At 38.7% G+C, this 20665-nt stretch carries 17 protein-coding genes; 12 read left to right on the top strand and 5 right to left on the bottom strand.

What is annotated here, in order from left to right; translation table 11 throughout:
• Positions 1-48 precede the first annotated feature (48 nt).
• Together H4K35_RS03635 and H4K35_RS03630 are read left to right on the top strand one after the other, a co-directional pair.
• Complete coding sequence (locus H4K35_RS03635; RefSeq protein ID WP_182626022.1) at positions 49-1533, top strand: lytic transglycosylase domain-containing protein; 1485 nt, start codon at positions 49-51, stop codon at positions 1531-1533.
• 10 nt (positions 1534-1543) lie between these two features.
• Positions 1544-2536 carry a DUF4837 family protein gene (locus H4K35_RS03630; RefSeq protein WP_255492354.1) on the top strand — a complete coding sequence of 331 codons (993 nt, stop codon included), beginning with the start codon at positions 1544-1546 and terminating at the stop codon, positions 2534-2536.
• 116 nt (positions 2537-2652) lie between these two features.
• Here H4K35_RS03630 and rnpA read toward each other — a convergent pair whose 3' ends face one another.
• The 4 genes from rnpA to H4K35_RS03610 all read right to left on the bottom strand — a co-directional run bounded on the left by rnpA (position 2653) and on the right by H4K35_RS03610 (position 7721).
• A complete protein-coding gene (rnpA, locus tag H4K35_RS03625) occupies positions 2653-3066 on the bottom strand; it encodes a ribonuclease P protein component (protein WP_182626021.1) in 414 nt (137 codons plus the stop codon).
• 127 nt (positions 3067-3193) lie between these two features.
• Entirely contained in the window at positions 3194-5089 is a 1896-nt protein-coding gene (locus H4K35_RS03620) for a M1 family metallopeptidase (protein ID WP_182626020.1), read from the bottom strand.
• Positions 5090-5172: 83 nt separating this feature from the next.
• On the bottom strand, positions 5173-6786 hold the full coding sequence (locus tag H4K35_RS03615) for a S8 family peptidase (protein WP_182626019.1): 1614 nt from the start codon (positions 6784-6786) through the stop codon (positions 5173-5175).
• Positions 6787-6860: 74 nt separating this feature from the next.
• Complete coding sequence (locus H4K35_RS03610) at positions 6861-7721, bottom strand: MBL fold metallo-hydrolase (RefSeq protein ID WP_182626018.1); 861 nt, start codon at positions 7719-7721, stop codon at positions 6861-6863.
• 545 nt (positions 7722-8266) lie between these two features.
• Here H4K35_RS03610 and H4K35_RS03605 point away from each other — a divergent pair.
• The 4 genes from H4K35_RS03605 (at position 8267) to sufD (ending at position 12312) form a co-directional block, all read left to right on the top strand.
• A complete protein-coding gene (locus tag H4K35_RS03605) occupies positions 8267-8596 on the top strand; it encodes an iron-sulfur cluster assembly accessory protein (RefSeq protein WP_182626017.1) in 330 nt (109 codons plus the stop codon).
• Positions 8597-8683: 87 nt separating this feature from the next.
• On the top strand, positions 8684-10132 hold the full coding sequence (sufB, locus tag H4K35_RS03600; protein ID WP_182626016.1) for a Fe-S cluster assembly protein SufB: 1449 nt from the start codon (positions 8684-8686) through the stop codon (positions 10130-10132).
• Between the two features lie 59 nt (positions 10133-10191).
• Positions 10192-10938 carry a Fe-S cluster assembly ATPase SufC gene (gene sufC, locus H4K35_RS03595; RefSeq protein WP_182626015.1) on the top strand — a complete coding sequence of 249 codons (747 nt, stop codon included), beginning with the start codon at positions 10192-10194 and terminating at the stop codon, positions 10936-10938.
• Positions 10939-10992: 54 nt separating this feature from the next.
• Positions 10993-12312, top strand: coding sequence for a Fe-S cluster assembly protein SufD (gene sufD / locus H4K35_RS03590; protein ID WP_182626014.1), 1320 nt, complete (start codon positions 10993-10995; stop codon positions 12310-12312).
• A 222-nt stretch (positions 12313-12534) separates the two neighbouring features.
• On the opposite strand, the gene H4K35_RS03585 is transcribed toward sufD, so the two are convergent.
• Positions 12535-13185, bottom strand: coding sequence for a response regulator transcription factor (locus H4K35_RS03585; RefSeq protein ID WP_182626013.1), 651 nt, complete (start codon positions 13183-13185; stop codon positions 12535-12537).
• A gap of 89 nt (positions 13186-13274) precedes the next feature.
• Between H4K35_RS03585 and tssO (H4K35_RS03580) the strand changes: the two genes are divergently transcribed.
• From tssO (H4K35_RS03580) to H4K35_RS03555, 6 genes are read left to right on the top strand one after another with little or no spacing between them, the layout of a single operon-like run.
• Entirely contained in the window at positions 13275-13790 is a 516-nt protein-coding gene (tssO, locus tag H4K35_RS03580) for a type VI secretion system TssO (RefSeq protein WP_182626012.1), read from the top strand.
• A gap of 6 nt (positions 13791-13796) precedes the next feature.
• Positions 13797-14321 carry a type VI secretion system TssO gene (tssO, locus tag H4K35_RS03575; RefSeq protein ID WP_182626011.1) on the top strand — a complete coding sequence of 175 codons (525 nt, stop codon included), beginning with the start codon at positions 13797-13799 and terminating at the stop codon, positions 14319-14321.
• Position 14322: 1 nt separating this feature from the next.
• Positions 14323-15228, top strand: a complete 906-nt coding sequence (locus H4K35_RS03570; protein ID WP_182626010.1) for a PKD domain-containing protein — start codon at positions 14323-14325, stop codon at positions 15226-15228.
• Between the two features lie 2 nt (positions 15229-15230).
• Positions 15231-17726: a type VI secretion system protein TssR gene (gene tssR / locus H4K35_RS03565; RefSeq protein WP_182626009.1), complete on the top strand. Its 2496-nt coding sequence runs from the start codon at positions 15231-15233 to the stop codon at positions 17724-17726.
• A 13-nt stretch (positions 17727-17739) separates the two neighbouring features.
• Positions 17740-20214, top strand: coding sequence for an ATP-dependent Clp protease ATP-binding subunit (locus H4K35_RS03560; protein ID WP_182626008.1), 2475 nt, complete (start codon positions 17740-17742; stop codon positions 20212-20214).
• Positions 20215-20222: 8 nt separating this feature from the next.
• Complete coding sequence (locus tag H4K35_RS03555) at positions 20223-20663, top strand: GPW/gp25 family protein (RefSeq protein WP_255492353.1); 441 nt, start codon at positions 20223-20225, stop codon at positions 20661-20663.
• Positions 20664-20665: the final 2 nt, after the last annotated feature.

Below are 20665 nucleotides of genomic sequence, written 5' to 3'. Positions count from 1 at the left end.
GGGTGTAGTTGGCGTTGTGGACTATACCCTATATCAAAATATAAAATTATGATTTACAAAGGAGTAGCGTTATCCCTTATTAGCCTATTATCTTTAAGTTTACATGCACAAGAAGGAATAGAAGCAAGCAAGAAAGAACTAGATCCACAAGTATATTTGGATTCAATCAAAGCAAGTTTTGTCAATCATTCTACTAGCGAGCGCATAGAAAAGCTCTGGCTAGGTGAATTGATCAACCAAGATTTGTATGAGGAGATGAATGCAGATTTAACAGGGGATGAATTTTTTAGTGAAGATGCTGGAGAATACGATGGCTTAACAACCGAAGTCTTGAAAGAACGATTGGCTTTATTGAATGAAAAAACGCCATTTAACGTGGAGTATAACGAGTCTTTGGAGCGATTGATTAAGTCGTTTTTAAAGAAGAGAAAAAAGTCGTTCGAACGCCTATTAGGTCTTTCAGAATACTATTTTCCCCTATTTGAAGAACAATTAGCAAAAAACAATATTCCGCTGGAAGTCAAATATTTGACAATTGTTGAATCTGCCTTGAACCCAAAAGCAGTATCCCATATGGGAGCAACCGGGTTGTGGCAGTTTATGTATGCCACTGGAAAACAGTATAATTTGGAAGTTTCTTCCTTTAAAGACGATCGCGTGGATCCGTTAAAAGCATCTGAAGCAGCAGCCAAATTCTTAGGAGACCTCTATACCATTTTTGGCGATTGGGATTTGGTATTAGCCTCGTATAACGCTGGTCCTGGAAACGTTTCTAAGGCCATTCGTCGCTCAAATGGCTTGACTAATTACTGGAACATACGTCCAAATTTACCGCGTGAAACCCAAAACTACCTGCCTGCTTTTTATGCAACAATGTATATTTTCGAATATGCCAAAGAGCACGGAATCAAAGCCAATGACAATATTCCAATGAAATTAGTTCAAACCGATACTGTGGCAGTGAAACGCATGATGAGCTTTGAACAAATTTCTAAACTATTAGACATCAGCGAAGAAGAATTGGAGTTTTTAAACCCAACCTATAAATTAAAAGTCATTCCGTATTCCTCTAGCGAATTAAACTTCCTTCGTTTACCGTTGGATCGCGCTGGTTTATTAGTGTCGAATGAAGAAAAAGTATATGCTTATGTCGATTTTGAGGAAAATCGCAAAGAGAAGCCGAATTACGATATAGCCATTGCGCAAACGTCTAGTGTACGCAATAAATATCACACCATTCGCAAGGGTGAAAGCGTTGGTGTAATTGCCAAAAAATACGGTCTTTCTGTTGTTCAATTGAAAAAGTTAAACAACATGAAAACAAATGTTATCTATCCTGGTAAGAAATTAATCGTAGGGAAATCAACGGTTGCTCAAGCTTCAACGAATGGATATTACGTTGTTAAAAAAGGGGATTCTCTGTATTCAATCAGTAAAAATCTACCAGGTGTAACCATTTCTAAGTTGAAAGCTTTAAACAATATGAGTGATCAATCAACCTTACAACCAGGTATGAAATTGAGAATTAATTAAGTTACATCCTTTGAGATATTTTATTTTCTATATGGTTTGTTTGACTTTTTGTGTGAGTTGTAGTGAACGCACGCGAAAGGATGAAACACAACTGCCTTCCCAAGGTCAAGTGAACCAGGTCTTGGTGGTTATTGACGACGATTTGTGGTTGAGTAATGTAGGAGATACAATTCGAAATTACTTGGCTGCAGCTATTGAGGGAATCACGCCAGTGGAACCCAAATTTGATATTGATCAGCAATCGCCCCGTATATTTGAAAGTACCGCCAAGAGTAGTAAGCATATATTGTATGTGTCAACAAGTGAAAAGCGCACTAAATTTGAGCTTTTAATCAACGAGTACGCTCAACCGCAGCATTTTTTTGTGGTGGAGGGAAAGGACAATAAAAGCCTAATAGACAATTTCTTGAAGCACAAAGATTCCATTATCAGTCGCTTTCACCATCAAGAAATTAGCGAAATGCAGGATCGATTCAAAGAAAGTGTGTTGCGCGATGCTGATTTCTTGCAACATAAATACAAGATTAAGCTCGATCTGCCTGCGTCGTATAAACGCGTATTAACAGATGATAGCTTTGTGTGGTACAAGAAAGAAATAGCTTCTGGAACGAGTAATATTTTAATTTATTGCTTGCCGTATGAGCGAATTAAATCGACCACGGACAAAAGAGAATTGACAAGAGAAATTAATTTTTTGAGGGATTCCGTAGTTGAAAAATACGTTCACTCTTCAGAATCAAATACGTTTATGAATTTGATTGTCGATGCAGAACCACTCAGTCGAACGATTGAACTCAATGGAGTTGAAATTCTGGAAGTAACAGGTATTTGGGATATGGAAAATAGTTTTATGGGAGGTCCCTATCTAAGCTATATTGCCAAAGTAGAAGACAAAAAATATTATTTAATTCTTGAGGGGTTTACCTATAATCCGTCGATGAGTAAGCGCAATGTGTTGCTCGAATTAGAAGCCATTATGCGCACCCTGCGCATCAATCCATAAAAAAAGCGGAGCACTTAACGATGTGCTCCGCTTTTTTTATGCGATGTAATTTAAAGCGATTTAAACGCTTTTTTTTATTTTAATTGCTATTTCTATAACGCTATTGTAAAAGCGATTTAAATCGTTTTATTATCACTTTCTGGGGTTGTTTGTTGGTGTTGACGAACAAATTTTTCGAACAAGGCTTTCATCTTGTATTCTACCTCTTGATAGGTCAATCGATCTTTGGTTTGATAAAACAACATCATTGCAAACTTTTGGTCCACGTGATCCAAGATTAGCGTTTTGTTTTTTCGATAGCACTCGCGCAGTAAACGCTTGTAATAATTTCGGTCTACCGCCTTTTTAAAATGGCGTTTTGACACGGAAACACCGGTTTGTAAAGGGGGGGCATCTTGGTCGTTTACCTCAATATAAACCAAGCGAAGTGGGTATTTACTAACAGATTTTCCTGTTATAAATAGTTCATCTATAAGCTTTTTAGCTTTTAGCTTTTCTTCTTTTGAATAAGTTTGGTTTTGTTTTGTCATAGGTGGTGCAAAGGTAGAAAAGGAAAACGATATCTATAAAAGAAAAGTCCTAGAATTAAACTAGGACTTTTGAGTTTTTTTATTGTTGTTTAGGCACAGTGGTTTTAACCCCCGCAATTGTGCGTTTTTATTCGTTGTGATACACGTTATTTTCTTGATTGACATCTGCCATAAATTGGCTAGGGTCAATGAGAATAGATTTTATTGTATTTTTAGGCTTAGGGATGATGAATTTATAGTCTGGCTGCGCCCAACCCCATCCTTCTAAAATAGTGCGTTCATACTCGATATACTGATTGGGTTTGTTCCACATCATGGAAGTATAAGGCACATAAAAAGTTTCCATAGACCCATCTTGATAGGTTACTAAAATGTCTAAAGGCATGCCTGCACGACCAATGCGTTTTAAGGTTACTACAGATTGATTCTTTTGAATTTCTTCTACAAAGAGTACTGCATAGTCAATGGTGTTATTGGTCATGGTCCAATCGGTTAAATACCAATCGAGGTTTGCTCCTGTAATTCGTTCTGCCGTGCGTTTAAAGTCGTTCGGTGTAGGATGTGTAAATTTGTACTGGCTGTAAAATTCTTTTAGCGTTGTCATCATATTATCCCAACCGATGATATAGGCGAGTTGAGTTAAGAAGATCGATCCTCGGCTGTATGCTGAAATGGAATATGCTCTATTGGTTAAATAGTGATCAGCATGTGTAGTCAAGGGCTCTTGAATGTTTCGCGCTACCATGTTGTAGTAACTTTTATAGGTAGAAGCAAAGGGGTTGTTGTCTTCTAAATCTTCTTTAGGCAAGATTTGTAACATCGCTAAATCTGAAATAAAAGTTGTAAAACCTTCATCCATCCATTCGTGTTTGGTCTCATTGGTTGCTAACGTATGTTGAAACCAGCTGTGTGCTAATTCATGTGCTGTAACACCTACCAAACTTGCATAATTGCGTTCTCCAGTAATTAGCGTACACATTGAATACTCCATTCCACCATCTCCTCCTTGAATAACTGAGTATTGAGAGTACGGATAATCGCCTACATTTTTGTTGAAGAAATCCATTAATTGAGCAGTAATGGGTTGTAATTTCTTCCAGTTTTCTACGATAGCAGGGTTGTTCTTGTACAAGAAATGTAATTTCACGCCGTTCGGTCCATCGTATATATCGTGGATGTAGTTTGGATCTGCTGCCCAAGTAAAATCGAGTACATTGGCTGCTTTGAAATGCCATGTTCTGGTTTTGCCTTTCACTGCAGGTACTTTTACCCCTTCATCTTCATATCCAAATCCGATTTCGTTGTTGTTTTGTAAGATTCCAGTTCCCCCAACAATATAGTCTTTATCTAGGGTAATTTTTACGTCAAAATCACTCCATACACTGTGAAATTCTCTTCCTAGGTATTGCTCAGTCTGCCATCCTTCAAAGTCGTATTCTGCCAATTTTGGAAACCATTGCGCCATAGATAAAGCAACGCCTTCTTTGCTGTTGCGTCCAGCTCTTCGAATCATTTGTGGAACTTGGCCTTCAAAGGTCATGTCTAATACTGTGGTCTGTTTAGGAGCTAGTGGTGTTTTTAACGTCACTTCCATTACAGTACCCACAACGTTGTTTTCTACCTCCACGCCATCTTGAGTAAGGTTTTTAATTTTAAGAAAGCCGATCTCGCTTTCTTTCAGCTTATTGATTCTGCTTTCATGGATTTTACGACCTCTTATTTCTTTGGTATCCACCATACGAGAATCAGGATCAGGAATAGACATCAACAAGGCGTCCATATCACTATTCGGCTGAAAGGCATTGAAATACAAGTGATAAAACACTTTGCGAAGCGTATCAGGAGAATTATTGGTATAGGCAACGGCTTGTTTTCCCGTGTACGTGAATTTTTTAACGTCCATTTTGACATCCATGCTGTAATCAGCATGTTGCTGCCAATACCCTGGATTTGGATTTTGTTGTGCGTTTGCCTGTTGCAAAAACGGCAAAAAACAAAAGAAAACTGCTACTAATTTTTTCATATCTTACTGTAAATTAAAACTCCACAACAAAGTAGAACTAAGTTGTGGAGTATAGGATATTTTTCCCGATTAGAAGAAAAATGTTATTTTTTTGCCTTAGCCAATTTTTCAGCTAAAAGTAAGGCATTGTATGCATTAACAAATTTTCCAGACGTCGAAATTGAATTGAAATTTCTCACTTCTTTTTTCTCACCAACTACAACATCAATATTTACGGCTACACCAGAATCCATGATGATTTTTTTCACTTCTGCTGCTGTAAATTGAGGGTAATACGCTCTAACTAATGCAGCAACTCCAGCTACGTTTGGCGAGGCCATAGATGTTCCTTGTAAGTATTCGTATGAGTTATTTGGCGTTGTTGCGTAAATTTTTACTCCAGGAGCAAATACGTCAACATCATAGTGTCCATAGTTCGAAAAGGTAGCCACCATATTTTTTCCGAACTTAGGATTTAAAGCTCCTACAACAAGGAAGTTGTTTGCTACTTCAGGTCCCATCTTCACGTTGTCATTTGGATAGCGTTCTACACCGCCATCAATGTTCAAATCCATAGCATCATTTCCTGCAGCTACAACGATTAATACGTCTTTAGATTCTGCATATTGGATTGCATCTCGCACCCATTGGCTATTTTCTTCAAAGTACTTACCAAAACTACCATTGATTACTTTAGCTCCATTATCTGCAGCATAGCGAATCGCTAAGGCAATGTCTTTGTCGTATTCGTCTCCGTCAGGAACAGCGCGTAAAGCCATAATTTCTGCAACATCTGATGCAACACCGTCTCCACCTAGCTCGTTGTGACGCGATTGAGCGATGATTCCCGAAACGTGTGTTCCGTGTTTTGCTTCGTCTCGGTCTGGACCTAATACATTGTTATCTCCATAAACGCGATCGTTGATGTTCGAATGATCATCACCCACTAGTTCACGTCCGTTGTAATCAATGTTTAAATGATATTTTAATTTGCTATCTCCGTAGTTTTTATACGTTTCTATCCAAGATAGCTCACGCCCATTGTTTAAAATAGGAGTAATTATTTTTTTAGAGTGTAAAATCTCTTCAGATGCATCCTCAGCAATTGCGTTTAGGTCTTCTACGGTATAGTCTTTTTTACCTAAGAAAGAGGCCAATCTTTCGTTGGCACGCATTAACATATCGGCTCTAACTTGGATTTCTTTTGCGTCATGGATTTCTTTTGCCAATTCTTTAACGGCTCTTTTGTATTGCTCAGATCCGTCATCTCCTCTGCGAACCACGCGTACCATCTCTACGTTTTCATGTACAGATTTACCTAAAAAGTTCCAACCGTGTACATCGTCAATATAACCGTTGTTGTCATCGTCTATGTTGTTTCCAGCAATTTCATTTGGATTGTTCCAAACCTGATCTTTTAAGTCATCGTGATCAATTTCAATACCCGAGTCTATCACTCCAACAACTACTTTTTTAGGAAGTGGTTTTCCCTTTAAAAGTTCCTCGTATGCACGATCAACAGACATGCCTGGTACGGTATCTCTTAGGATGTCTAAATGACTCCATCTCTTTAGTTGTTCTTCAGATAAATCAGTAGTTCTTGTAGGCAGTTGATCTACATTTGAAATAGGCTGTTGTATAATTGCTTTTGAGCCTCCACAGCTAGCTAAAGCAAAAGCTAAGGCTGCCGATAGGTAAATTGGTTTAATCAAACGCATTGTTATTTTTTTTTAATTTCGATTTAAGACCGATAAAAATAGTATTTAATTAGTTGAAAACGTTAGGATTAACATTAAATTAAGATATCAGACACCTTGAATTTTTCATTTAAACGCACTCCTTTTTCGGTGTGTTGAACTGTAATTATTTCGTTATGAGCATCATGTTCTAAAAACAACAACCAGTTTTCGTCTGCAGCCATTTTTAAAAATTTTTCTTTTTCGCTTAATGTTAACAAGGGTCGGGTGTCGTATCCCATTACATAAGGCAAAGGGATATGGCCAGCAGTGGGTAAAAGGTCTGCGGTAAAGACCAATTTGCGTCCGTTGTACTCCAGGATGGGAATCATTTGCTTATCCGTATGTCCATCGGCAAAGAAAATTGAGAATCCCAATTCGGTATTTAGGGTAAAATCGCCGTCGCTTTTCGGTACAAAATGCAAAGCGCCGCTTTGTTGAATAGGCAGGATATTTTCAGGTAAAAAAGACGCTTTTTCTCTGTCGTTAGGATTTGTGGCCCATTGCCAATGGGCTTCATTGGACCAATAACGCGCGTTTTTGAATGCGTTGACATAGCCTGTGCGATCGGCATTCCAATTTACTGCTCCCCCTACGTGATCAAAGTGAAGATGAGTCAGGAACACATCGGTAATGTCATCGGGGTGAAAACCGTGTTGTGCCAAAGACTTTTCTAAAGTATGGTCCCCCCAAAGCGCATAGTATCCAAAAAATTTATCCGACTGTTTGTTTCCCATCCCCGTATCGAATAGAATCAGGCGATTGCCATCTTCAAGGAGGAGCAAACGCGCGCCCAAATCAATTTGATTGTTGGAGTCGGCAGGATTGGTACGGTTCCAAATCGCTTTGGGAACTACGCCAAACATAGCGCCACCATCTAATTTAAAATTGCCACTTTCTATGCTGTATAGTTTCATGTTGATTATTTTGAACAGTGAATGATGCAAAGTAAGAAATTTATGTAAAACCCTGGGCATAAATAACCAATTTATAAGGTATAATCTAAATTTGTATGCCGTTGTTCAGCAGCAAGTCGATCTGTTAGATTTTAGCATAAGCGGCGACAGAACGACTGTGTTTTGCATCAAAGTGAAAGGGTAGTTTAACCTCTTGAAAAAAAGTAAATTACCGTTAAAAAGGCCAAAAAAATGCTTTTCTTGGATTTGTTCAATCCTTTCTTTTTTTTGTGTCTTTTATATCCAAAATTAGATGCGAAATTTGTAACGAAAGCTTTTTAAATAGAAAAAGAATTTATTTCCCGTATTAAACGGATTTCGATTCGTTAGTAAAATTGATAAACTACTGCGTAATAAGTAATTAAAAATGGTTTTAAACAATAGATTTTATCGATTTTAGTATTAAAACTTCTAATCGTTATAAATATGTTAGTTAGTGCTAGAAACCATTTTTTTATAATACCTTTGTCAATCGGTATAGAATTAATCTATTTTAAGTAAAACGTATGATAAAAGTTTCAGATATAGCAAGTAAACGCGTTGCTCTTTTGATGGAAGATGAAGGATTCGATTCTAAGAGAGATTATGTACGTGTAGGGGTAGAAAGCGGCGGATGTTCCGGCTTATCGTACCAATTGAAGTTTGACCGTGAAATTTCAGAAACAGACAAAGTTTTCGAAGATAACGGGGTGAAGATTGCTGTTGATAAAAAAAGCTTTTTGTATTTAGTAGGAACAACTCTTGAATATTCAGGAGGATTAAATGGAAAGGGTTTCTACTTTAACAACCCGAATGCAAGTAGAACTTGCGGTTGTGGAGAAAGTTTTTCTTTATAGTACAAAAAGGGAAGGTTGCGATCTTCCCTTTTACCAAAGTAAAGTCTAATGTAGAAGCAGGTAATAATTGCTTTTAAGTACCAAAATATGAGCAAGTATACAGAAGAAGATTTAAAAAAAGAATTAGAAGGTAAGGAGTATGAGTACGGATTCTATACAGATATAGAATCTGAAACATTTCCAATTGGATTGAATGAAGATATCGTCAGAGCTATTTCTGCCAAAAAGGAAGAGCCTGAATGGATGACCGACTGGAGGTTAGAGTCGTTCCGCATCTGGAAAGAAATGACAGAACCGGAATGGGCTAATGTACAGTATGAAAAGCCAGATTTCCAAGCAATTTCTTACTATTCGGCACCAAAAAGTAAAGATAAATACAAGAGTTTAGACGAGGTGGATCCTGAATTATTGGAGACCTTCAATAAATTAGGTATTTCAATAGATGAACAAAAGCGTTTATCAGGCGTTGCAATAGATATTGTAATGGACTCTGTTTCTGTGGCAACGACGTTTAAAGAAACGTTGGCAGAAAAGGGGATCATATTCTGTTCTATTTCTGAAGCGATTAGAGAATATCCCGAATTAGTTAAAAAATATTTGGGAACAGTAGTGCCGCAAACGGATAATTTCTATGCAGCATTGAACTCTGCTGTATTCTCTGATGGATCGTTCTGTTATATTCCAAAAGGCGTGCGTTGTCCTATGGAGTTATCGACGTATTTCCGCATTAATCAAGCGGGAACAGGGCAATTTGAACGCACACTTGTTATCGCAGATGTGGGTAGTTATGTGTCTTACTTAGAGGGGTGTACTGCGCCGTCTCGTGACGAAAATCAATTGCACGCTGCCGTTGTAGAATTAATAGCCTTGGACGATGCTGAAATCAAGTATTCTACAGTACAGAACTGGTTCCCAGGTGATAAAGAAGGAAAAGGTGGGGTTTTCAACTTCGTGACTAAACGCGGATTGTGTGAGACAAATGCCAAAATTTCTTGGACTCAGGTAGAGACAGGTTCTGCTGTTACTTGGAAATATCCTTCTTGTATTTTGAAGGGAGATAATTCTGTAGGGGAGTTTTATTCTGTTGCAGTAACCAATAATTTCCAACAAGCCGATACAGGAACAAAAATGATTCACTTAGGTAAGAATACGAAATCGACGATTATATCGAAAGGTATTTCAGCTGGTAAATCTCAAAATAGTTATCGCGGTTTAGTGCAAGTAGGCCCACGTGCTGAAAACGCTAGAAACTTTTCTCAATGTGACTCGTTGTTGATGGGGAACGAATGTGGAGCGCACACTTTCCCATACATTGAGGCAAAGAATTCAACCGCTCAAATTGAACACGAAGCTACAACTAGTAAAATTGGAGAGGACCAAATTTTCTATTGTAACCAACGTGGAATTTCAACGGAGAAAGCAATTGCGTTGATTGTCAACGGTTTCTCTAAAGAGGTGTTGAATAAATTACCGATGGAGTTCGCTGTAGAAGCACAAAAATTACTAGAGATTTCATTAGAAGGAAGTGTGGGTTAATCCCAACAAACTAATGAAGGCATTTCGTATCATTACAAATTTAAAATAACAAACAGTTTATGTTACAGATAAAAAACCTACACGCAAGTGTTGAAAATAAAGAAATATTAAAAGGAATTAATTTAGAAGTAAAAGCGGGTGAAGTTCACGCGATTATGGGGCCAAACGGTGCTGGTAAAAGTACATTATCTTCTGTAATTGCTGGAAATGAGGCTTTTGAAGTAACGGAAGGTGAAATGTTATTGGAAGGAGAAGAGTTAGGTGAATTAGCTCCTGAAGAAAGAGCACACAAAGGGGTGTTTTTATCTTTTCAATACCCAGTTGAAATTCCTGGTGTTTCCGTAACAAATTTCATTAAAACAGCAATCAACGAAGCGAGAAAAGCAAAAGGAGAAGAGGAGATGCCTGCAAATGAAATGTTGAAAAAAATTAAGGAAAAATCAGAATTACTTGAAATTGATAGAAAATTCTTATCTCGTTCGTTGAATGAAGGATTTTCAGGGGGAGAGAAAAAGAGAAATGAGATTTTTCAAATGGCGATGTTAGAACCAAAAATTGCCATCCTAGATGAAACGGATTCTGGATTGGATATCGATGCTTTGCGCATTGTAGCCAATGGAGTAAATAAATTGAAAAGCGAAGACAATGCAGTGATCTTAATTACGCACTACCAACGCTTGTTAGAATATATCGTTCCTGATTTTGTACACGTATTGTACGACGGAAAAATTGTAAAAACAGGAGGAAAAGAATTAGCCTTAGAATTAGAAGAAAAAGGATACGACTGGATTAAAGAATCGCTGTAATCTGGCGGTTGATACAGTATACAATCATTTTAATCTAATAGGTAAATAAGGAATATGGAACTTAAAGATAAATTAATAACGTCTTTTGTTGCTTTTGAACAGCAAGTAAGTGGGGAGCATGATACGCTACACGCTATTCGCGTTGAAGGACTAAAGACTTTTGAAGATAAGGGATTCCCTACAAAAAAAGAGGAAGCGTGGAAATACACGTCTCTAAATTCAATTTTGAAACAAGATTTTTGTGTGGTTCCCAAAAAAGAGGTAGCGATTGAGTACAAAGATGTTAAACAGTACTTTTTAAGTGACTCTGATACGTATAAGTTGGTGTTTATCAATGGCGTATTCAGCTCACATTTGTCGTCTACTACACACGATGGCTTAGATGTTTGTTTGATGTCTTCTGCATTGACTAAACCTAAGTACAAAATGGTGATTGACAATTATTACAATACCATTGCGGATAAAGAAGATAGTTTAACAGCTTTAAACACAGCTTATGCTGTTGAAGGTGCCTTCATCAATGTACCGAAGAGCAAAGTAGTTTCAAAACCAATTGAAATTGTTTATTTGTCTACTTCTGCCGAACAAGCTTTGTTAGTTCAACCGCGTAATTTAGTTATCGTTGGAGAAAATGCACACGTTCAGATCTTAGAGCGTCATCAAAGTTTAGACGAGTGTAGCGTTTTCACCAATTCTGTAACAGAGATCTTTAGTCATAAACGCGCGATTGTAGATTTCTATAAATTGCAAAATGACTTAGATACGGGAACGTTGATTGACAATACATTCATCAAACAAAAACAGGAGAGTAGAGTATCGGTTCATACGTTTTCATTTGGTGGAAAGTTAACGCGTAACAACTTGAATTTCTATCAAGATGGTGAGCGTATTGACAGTACGATGAAGGGAATTACCCTGATTGGCGGCAAGCAACACGTTGATCACTATACACTAGTCTCTCACGATAGTCCAAACTGTGAAAGCCACCAAAATTACAAAGGATTGTATGACGACAATTCAGTTGGTGTTTTCAACGGTAAGATTTATGTCGATAAAATCGCTCAAAAAACCGATGGTTTCCAACAAAGTAACAATATTTTGTTGAGCGATAAGGCACAAGTGTATACCAAACCTCAGTTGGAAATTTTTGCTGATGACGTTCGTTGTTCACACGGTTGTACCATTGGTCAATTAGATGAAGAAGCGATGTTCTACATGCGTCAACGTGGAATTCCGCAAAAAGAGGCAAAGGCCTTGCTGATGTACGCCTTTACTGATGAGGTAATGGAGTCTGTTAAAATCCCCGAATTAAAAGGCAAAGTTGCAAAATTGATTGCGAAAAAACTTGGCGTTTCTATGGGGTTTGATATTTAATATTCATTCATTCATAATACGAAAAAGGGTAGTTGACCACCGGTTAACTACCCTTTTTTTTATCTGTATATTTTTAAGCGTTTAACGCCTTTAATCTTTCGTTTAGATATTCTGAGTTGCCAACGTGAAGAAAATGGCTTAAACCGATGCTATTGTGCTTTATGGACTTGTTAAATCGTATGTGGCACTTCAACTGCGTTGGTTTTATATTCTTATCTACTTTCATTTGTAATGGTGTAGGTTCTGCTCCACACAATACGCAATTAATTGAATCTTGTTTTTTACTTGAAACTTCTCGGTTAACTTCTTTATATGTGATTCAACGGTTCTCCCACTCAGGTGAATTATCGTACCTATCTCATGATTGGTCAATCCTTGACACGCATAATTGATGATTTGAAGCTCTAGAAAAGTGAGCTTGTAAATACTTTGCAGTGTAGTGTTATTGGAAGTAGAATAAGTCATTTTACTTTTCTTCCATTCGGCTATATGTTGTTCATACGTAGCCTCATGTCCATTTAGTTGTGCTAGGAGTATGGCAAAGATTGCGTTACAGTTTTTTTGACAGTAATACACCTGATCATAACCAACTAGAGTTTGGTGAATATCTTCTTGGTAGACGTGTGAATAGGTAATTATCGGCGTGTTATTGTTTTTTTTTCTCAAAATTTTTATGGCTTCTAAACCGGTGATAATCGGAGTAAATATATCGATAAGCAGAAAATTATTCTGTCTGTAATTTATCCTATTAACGAGTTCATAACCATTGGAATACGTATCTAGTATATCAAAGTTCAAGGTATGCTTGATGGATTCGATAATTAAATTCTTGAAGTGTGAGTCCGACTCACAAATTGATAGATGAATGGGCATTTATATATTTTTTAGCTTGGATAATGTAAAATTAATATTAATTTTGAGTTATTGTGTTATTCTCAATAAATAACTTAAATCATTTTATTATGTATTTGAAAAGTATAAATAATAAGAGTATATATTTACAAACTATCTATTTTATTGTCAATTTTTTATCTTTGATTTTGGTTTGTTTTATGGTAATCTACTTCTTTTTTGAATGTTCAGACCGTCAACATAAGCAGATTAAAAAAGATGTCCTAGGGTATAAAACAGTGCTGAACAGCCAATACAATTTGCAAAATAAAGTGGATACACTCTACTACTATATGAGCCTATTAAACACAGGTAAAGTTCATAATGATCGCTTTCTAGAGCAGTATATTGCTAAACAGATACAGGAGATAAAAAATCTAGTAGAATCGGATAAAGATGGAGATTTCAACTATTATAGGTTGTTGTTTACTCAATTGGACAGCTTGTTAGTTTTAAAAAATCAGCTCATACAAACCAATAGTGAAGAAGCATTGGCTTTAAAAGATTTGAATGAATGTCTGAACCGTTTCAAGACGTTACAAACAGAATTAAACGAAGACCCCCTGCGTAAATTCAACACTAAATAATTTCAAATGCCACAATATCAAACTAAAACGCTTGCTCAAAAAGAGCACACCTACCAATTTTTGTACCTACTATTTCTGTTGCTCCTCACTCAACTGATTCTTGGATTGATCTTTTTGTCTTCTTATCAGTCGCCCTTTTCAACAATTGCCCTGATGGATGCAGAGCTTTTAGAACAGAAAAACCTGTTTAATGCAAAACAAAAGGAAGTTGAACCCTTTGTTGTTGAAACATTTCAAAAAATAAGTGAATTAAAAGAGAATATGCCACAACCTCAAGTTGAAAATGACCTCCTTAGGCGCATGGAGACAATGGCTCATTTTTTTAATCATTCCAACAGTTATGATCCTCGAAAAGAAGGGTATAGGCAAATAGGTGACTTTTATCAGATGTATTTTGAAGACAAAAAAATTCAAGCGAGAAAGTCAGAAAATATTCAACATTTCCGCAAGGAATTTGAGGAGTGTAGCATCGGTTTTAAAGATAAAGAACAACAGTTGATTCAACGAAAGAACATACAAATGTCGCGATAAGATGAACTATAAGAGACAGAATAAGGATCAGTTGATTTTGCTAGTAGCAGTTACGATCATTTTGCTACTCATGGGCATTTACTTTTTTCAAAAAAAGGTTTATGCTCCGTTTTCCGATGTGAAAGTAAGGGTATATCCAACAGTATTGGAGGTAGGAGATACCCTTGAGGTAAGTGAAATTACTTCCATGCCTGGATTGAAGCGATGGGAGTTTGGCGATGGGAGTTTGGCAATGGGCGATCGAGGGAGTCACTGCTATAAAAAACCGGGCTTCTATCAAGTATCCTTCGCTATTAATGAAGCGCTTGTATACACTGCTTCTGTGGAGGTGAAGCCGAGCTCTAAAAAAGATAATGCCGACTATTTTACCACTATAGAAGCACCATCACAGGCTATGCAGAACGAGTATTTGATTTTTCGCGCAAACACGGATCGGGCTAGCTTGTTTAGTTGGAAGTTCGGTGAAACGGGAAACATTGATGCCAAAGAACCTTTTGTCATCTACTCTTATCAAGAACCAGGAGACTATGAGGTGCTTCTCTATACAGATGAAACAGCCTACCCCGTTGTGCACAACATCACGATTCTTCCTTCATACAAAAACCTGACGGAGGAATTGAACGTCGAAGAACAATACAAAGCTATTGACCATGATTTCAAAGAACACTTACAACAAATAGCTTTGGGAGCTTCTTTTAACGAGCATTATAACTATTTGGTTAAAAAGTACTTATGTGGAAATGAAAATGCATTTGTCACTGTAAATTCTGCTAAGAAAAATTCATTTTATTTCTACTGTATGGGGTTGCGCTTTGATCGTAAAGCAGTCATTCAGTCGGTTAAAGTCGGTTTTGATGAAGAGGTTAGGTGCGTGGTAAAAATTGCAGTTGAACAAATATTAAATTAGAGATGAAGGATAGCGTTAAACGCAGATTAGGGGTTATATTATTCTTAGGAGGAATAGGGCTGTGGAGCTGTGGAGGGAAAAAGATTGCGGTTGAAAAAACACCGGCATCCCGTGTCGTTTACAGGGTCGAAGACAATGAATTGCTTTCGGGATACCCAAAATTTTCAACGCCTTGGATTGTTTTCTCAGCCCAAGAGGAAGGCGCAATATACGACAGGGAGAAGCAAGAGCAAGCGAATAAAAAAACATCGTTTTTAGCCCCTTTTGTTGTTTTAAAAAAGCGCGGAGATCGCTATAAAGTAGCCCCATACAATACGGGCAGTATGATGAATGGAAAAATGGATCGTGCACAAGTCCAATCTCAAAGCTGGATAGGCGAAAAGGATTTGTTGTTGTGGGGGGAGTCACTTAAAAGTGCTACAACTGGTTTTCGCTTAAAAGGATTACTCACTTTGCACCATCCCGATGTGATAGCTAATAGCGAGCAGTTTGTACAAAGCGATTCTATCTCCTTGTTTAAAGATCCGAGTTTACTGAAACGATCCTCGGCTAAAATGCCCCTCAATACTGTTGTGTATCTCTATAAGTTTTCGGCCGATAACAAAAGAGTACTTGTAGGAGATCGACCTAGAATTGATGCAGACCATCTCGATAGTACCCGATACGGCTGGATTGATGCGCGTATCCTATCCGTTTGGGGAGAGCGAACTGCGTTTAAAGTAAAACCAACCCCCGGAATTCCTGCTATTCAAGTAGGAATGGAACGCAGTGAGACTGCTTTCATTCCTGTTATCTCTTCTTCTGAGATACAGGACATACACGATTTCTATCATATTTTTCCCTTGACTTATCACTGGCGAAAAGACGATTTTTCGATTCGCTATTGGGACCATTATCTAGATTATTCAGCAAACTGGTTGTACAATGTCGATGGGCAACCCATTGCCTATGATACGTATAAAAAGCGCGTAGTAGCGCATCGAAAGTTAAACCTTGTTTTTGTCCTCGATGGATCAAGGGAAGTAATGGATCATTTGGGGGCTTTCAAAGTGATCATGCAGGGATTAGCGGAGCAATTTGATCAGGAGTCTTACTTTGATTCTATTTCCTATTCCACGCTTTTTTACCACGTGAGTGCTGCTGTAAAACAAGGTTCTGACCAACATACACAAGATTTTTCATCTTGGTTTCACGCGTTTGAAAGGCCAATGGAGATGCCAGAACACTCCGCTGCCAATATCAGTCTGTATGAAGCGATGGATGACTTGAGCTCCCTCCTGAAATCCCGTGAAAATGAGAGCAACTTGGTGGTGGTAATCGGTGAGGCTATACAGCCTAAAGACAAGGAAAAGCAACAAAGGCTTATCGATAAGCTCGTCGATACACAAAGTCGCTTGCTCTTTTATCAGGTTCAGGCCAATTATTTGGATCCAGATAACGATTTTGTACTCTTTGCTGAAGAGGTGATAAAAGCTTCTTCGAATCAGCTCATCCCATATAAAAAGCAGCTCTTGATCCGTCATGAAGATGTAGTAGAAGGCAATGAATTCGACTTATCTCAGGGAAATCAAGGGTTTTATCACTTGGATTATCCCTTGCAGAGCATGCATCAGGGCGCGGTTCTATTTCCGAAAAAAGGACAAGTGAATGCACCGCTTGCCCTTCAAAATACGCTTCAACGTATTACCCAAGCGATTGTTATAGACAACAAGAAGATTGACAGCACATTAACGGCGGCTTTTACTAGTGATCAGGGGATGTCACGAACTAAAATAAAGGCGACTTACCAGCCTTTTTTTCAGCAAGACCAGCCCTATGTACCACTTGTGCTTGCCAAACAGCTAGAGCGTCAATCGCGCGTTTTTATGCAGGAGGGCGTACTGAAAAAACAAGAAGATATAGGTGTTGACGCCTTGGAATACGGGGTGCTTTTAGACGAAGAAGAACTGGCGGATATACGCGATTATTACCTCAGTATTTACGCAGCTGTGATCAAGAATAAGAAGAACCTCAGCAATAGACGAATGATTCGCCGATATATTCAAGTAGCCCGAGGGAAAAGCGTATTGCCTAATAAAGTAACAAAAAGCTTTTTACTCGCTAACACTATGTCTACAGGGCTTTTTCAACGGACGGGATTGTATGAGACTAATGCTGATTCCCTATCCGTCTTGAAGCTGAAGCAATGGAAGCAAACCCGACGGATGAATGCGAAAATGTTGGAAGATTTCTTCAGCAGTTTTAAGACAAAGGCAAGTGAAATAGAGGAGCACAAAGGAGATAAAACGGTGCGTTTACAGCAGAACGACCACTGCTTTTATTGGTTGAATCAAGCGTATATCCCCATTTTAAATTATAACAACCAACAGCTAAAAGATCAGTCGTTTGATCTATTGCCTGTCGAACTCGAAAAAATAAAGGAACAAAACCCTAAAAAAGAAGTTAATGAGGGCCATGCGAAGGATTATATCGAACGCGTGAAAAAAGGAATGCCCTAAAACAAAAATGAATATGAACGTATTGTTATTCAATGAATCCCTGCAAGAAGTGATTCATATCGCACAGTCAATTGCGAGAGAAAATTATAATGCAAAGTATGCTGGGGCTCATGTTTTACAGGCGCTGATGCATAAAAATGTTGAGTTACACGATTTTTTAGTACGCCTGGGCAAAGACCCTGCCTATGTATATGAATGGGCAGAGGTTAGAATAGAAGCCTACCCTAAAACGACGCAGCTAGCAACGCAGATTGTGGAAGCAAGCAGCTTAGAGGTGCTGTGGGAGAATGCGGAAGACGTAAGAAGTAAATTAGGATTACTAGAAGTAACACCTTTGTGTGTATTGGCTAGTCTTGTAAAACCCAATACGATATTTACCACAGAAGAACTAAGATCGTTGCCACTGAGAGAATCCGAGTTGTTTTTCGCGATTCAGTCGATGGAAGATAGGGGCGAGCGCATAGTCGAAGAGGGGCTACTCGGTGAAAAAGGTCAAGCAACATCGCTACAGCATTTAGAAAAATATGGTATTAACTTGCTTCAAAAGGCCAAACAGGGGCATTTTAGTGCTGTGGTTGGTCGCGAAAAGGAGATTCGAACCCTAGTTGAAATATTAGGTCGAAAAACCAAGTCAAATGTTCTCTTAGTTGGCGAGCCCGGTGTAGGAAAAACCACCTTGGTTGAGGGATTTGCTCAGCATTTGAGTCAAGAGGCAGTTCCTTCCCTTTTAAAAGGCTGTCATTTATACCAGTTAGATCTTGGACTTTTAGCGGCTGGTACGAGTTATAAAGGAGAAGTTGAGGATCGCTTGAAGAAGGTTTTAACGGAGTGTAAACAGTTAGGGCGCACACTTCTTTTCCTGGATGAGATTCACCAATTGTTGGATCACAGAGGAAGCTATGGGGGAGTGGCCAACTTGCTGAAACCCGATTTAGCAAATGGTAGCTTGACGATTATCGGCACAACCACAGGGGAAGAATATCGCAAGATTATTGAACCGGCCAAGGCTTTCAACAGGAGATTTGAACGATTAGACGTGGTTGAACCCGATGTGCAAACCTGTGTAAAAATGTTGTCGAGTGTTGTGGAAAATTATGAACACCACCACAGGATTCAAGTGGAAGACCGAGCATTACTTACTTGTGTGACCTTGGCGAAACGCTATGCGAAGGAGAAGAGATTACCCGATACTGCTTTGGATTTGTTGGATCGCACCATGGCGGCGATTGGCTTATTAGACGAGCGCTCAACAGTGGTATTGAACGCTTGGAAAGCAGACTACGACAATCGCCTAGCTCAAGTTTTTGCAGACGAACAAGCCAAAGCAAGTGAACTAGTTTGGCTGTATTGCCAATTAAAAAACAGCCTGAGTCCTATTCTATGGGGACTACTAAGGGAACAGCCCGAATTAGATTCGAGTATGTCAAGTGTGCATTTGGAGCAAACCATACTGTCAATTTATGGGGAATTAATCGAAAATAGCAAGCAGAAGGTAGGTCGGGTATCAAGTTTGGAGATTGCGGCGGTTATGGCGGCTAAAACGGGTATTCCATTGGGAAAAATACAAGTTCAAGAAAAAGAAAAACTCCTGGGGATGGAGGAATTACTTGGTCAACGCGTTGTAGGGCAACAGCACGCTTTAAAGGTTGTCGCAGATGCGATTGTGGAAAGCCGAAGCGGATTGAATAAACCCGGACAACCCATGGGCTCCTTTTTCTTTTTAGGACCTACCGGTACTGGAAAAACAGAACTTGCCAAAGCCATTGCCTCTTTGCTTTTTAACGATGAAAAGGCAATGATCCGTTTCGATATGTCTGAGTTTAAAGAAGAACATGCGGCAGCTCTGCTGTATGGAGCACCTCCAGGATATGTAGGCTATGAAGAAGGCGGGATGCTCGTCAACAAAATAAGACAACAACCCTATGCCGTAGTGTTATTTGATGAGATTGAGAAAGCCCATTCTTCTATTTTTGATGTCTTTCTTCAGCTGATGGACGAGGGGAAGATCCACGATAAATTAGGAAAAGAAGGCGACTTCAGCAACGCCTTGATCTTGTTTACCTCCAACATAGCAAGTGACGCAATTCGCACCGCTTTTGACAAGCAGCACATCCCAACCTCTAAGGAGTTAATGGAGTTGATGCAAGGACATTTTCGACCAGAATTCCTCGGTCGAATTACAGAAATTGTTCCTTTTGGGCCAATTACCGTACCAATGGCCCAAGAAATTTTTTCGATTCAGCTCAAGACCTTGCGCCAGGCCTTTGATCGACTGAATATAGGGTTTGAAATTTCGGATTTAGCCCATAAGCAATTGGCAATAGCTGGTTTTACTAGTCAGTATGGCGCTCGACAAATCAACGGGGTAATTCGGCAGGAAATCGCACGGCCTATTTCTAAAATGATAGTAAGAGAACAGCTAAGGGCTGGACAAAAAATTTACGTGGATTGGCAAGAGGAAGCTGTTGTTTTTCAACTTGTTAAATAAGGGAAATAATGCTACATACGTTTTTAAAATTTCCGTTCAACCCAGAGTTAGCCATGACCGAGGGCGGGGTGATACCCACGTGTAGTTTGGCCGAGAGTATTGCGCAACACGTGATGTTGCTCATTCTCACGCGAAAAGGAGAGAATCGATTTAATCCAGATTATGGCAATGCTGTATGGGACTTAGAGTTTGATAACGGGATTACAATTGTGGAGTGGGAGCGTGTCTTCGAAGAGAGTTTACTCGAACAAATCAAAAAATATGAAACGCGAATTAGTTATCCTCAAATACAGGTACACATGGAATACGTGGAACATACGTATGGAACGAAGGACTTTGTGGAGATCCGAAAAAAGGCAAAAATAGGAATCAATGCCGAGTTAACGGGCCTAGGAGAGCGCTATACTTTTAGCACACAGATCTATTTAAGCCCGATGGCTGTAGACTAAAT

Origin of the sequence: Myroides sp. NP-2, assembly GCF_014145665.1 — a bacterium.
Lineage (GTDB): Bacteria > Bacteroidota > Bacteroidia > Flavobacteriales > Flavobacteriaceae > Flavobacterium.
This window is presented reverse-complemented; position numbering and strand designations above follow the sequence as displayed.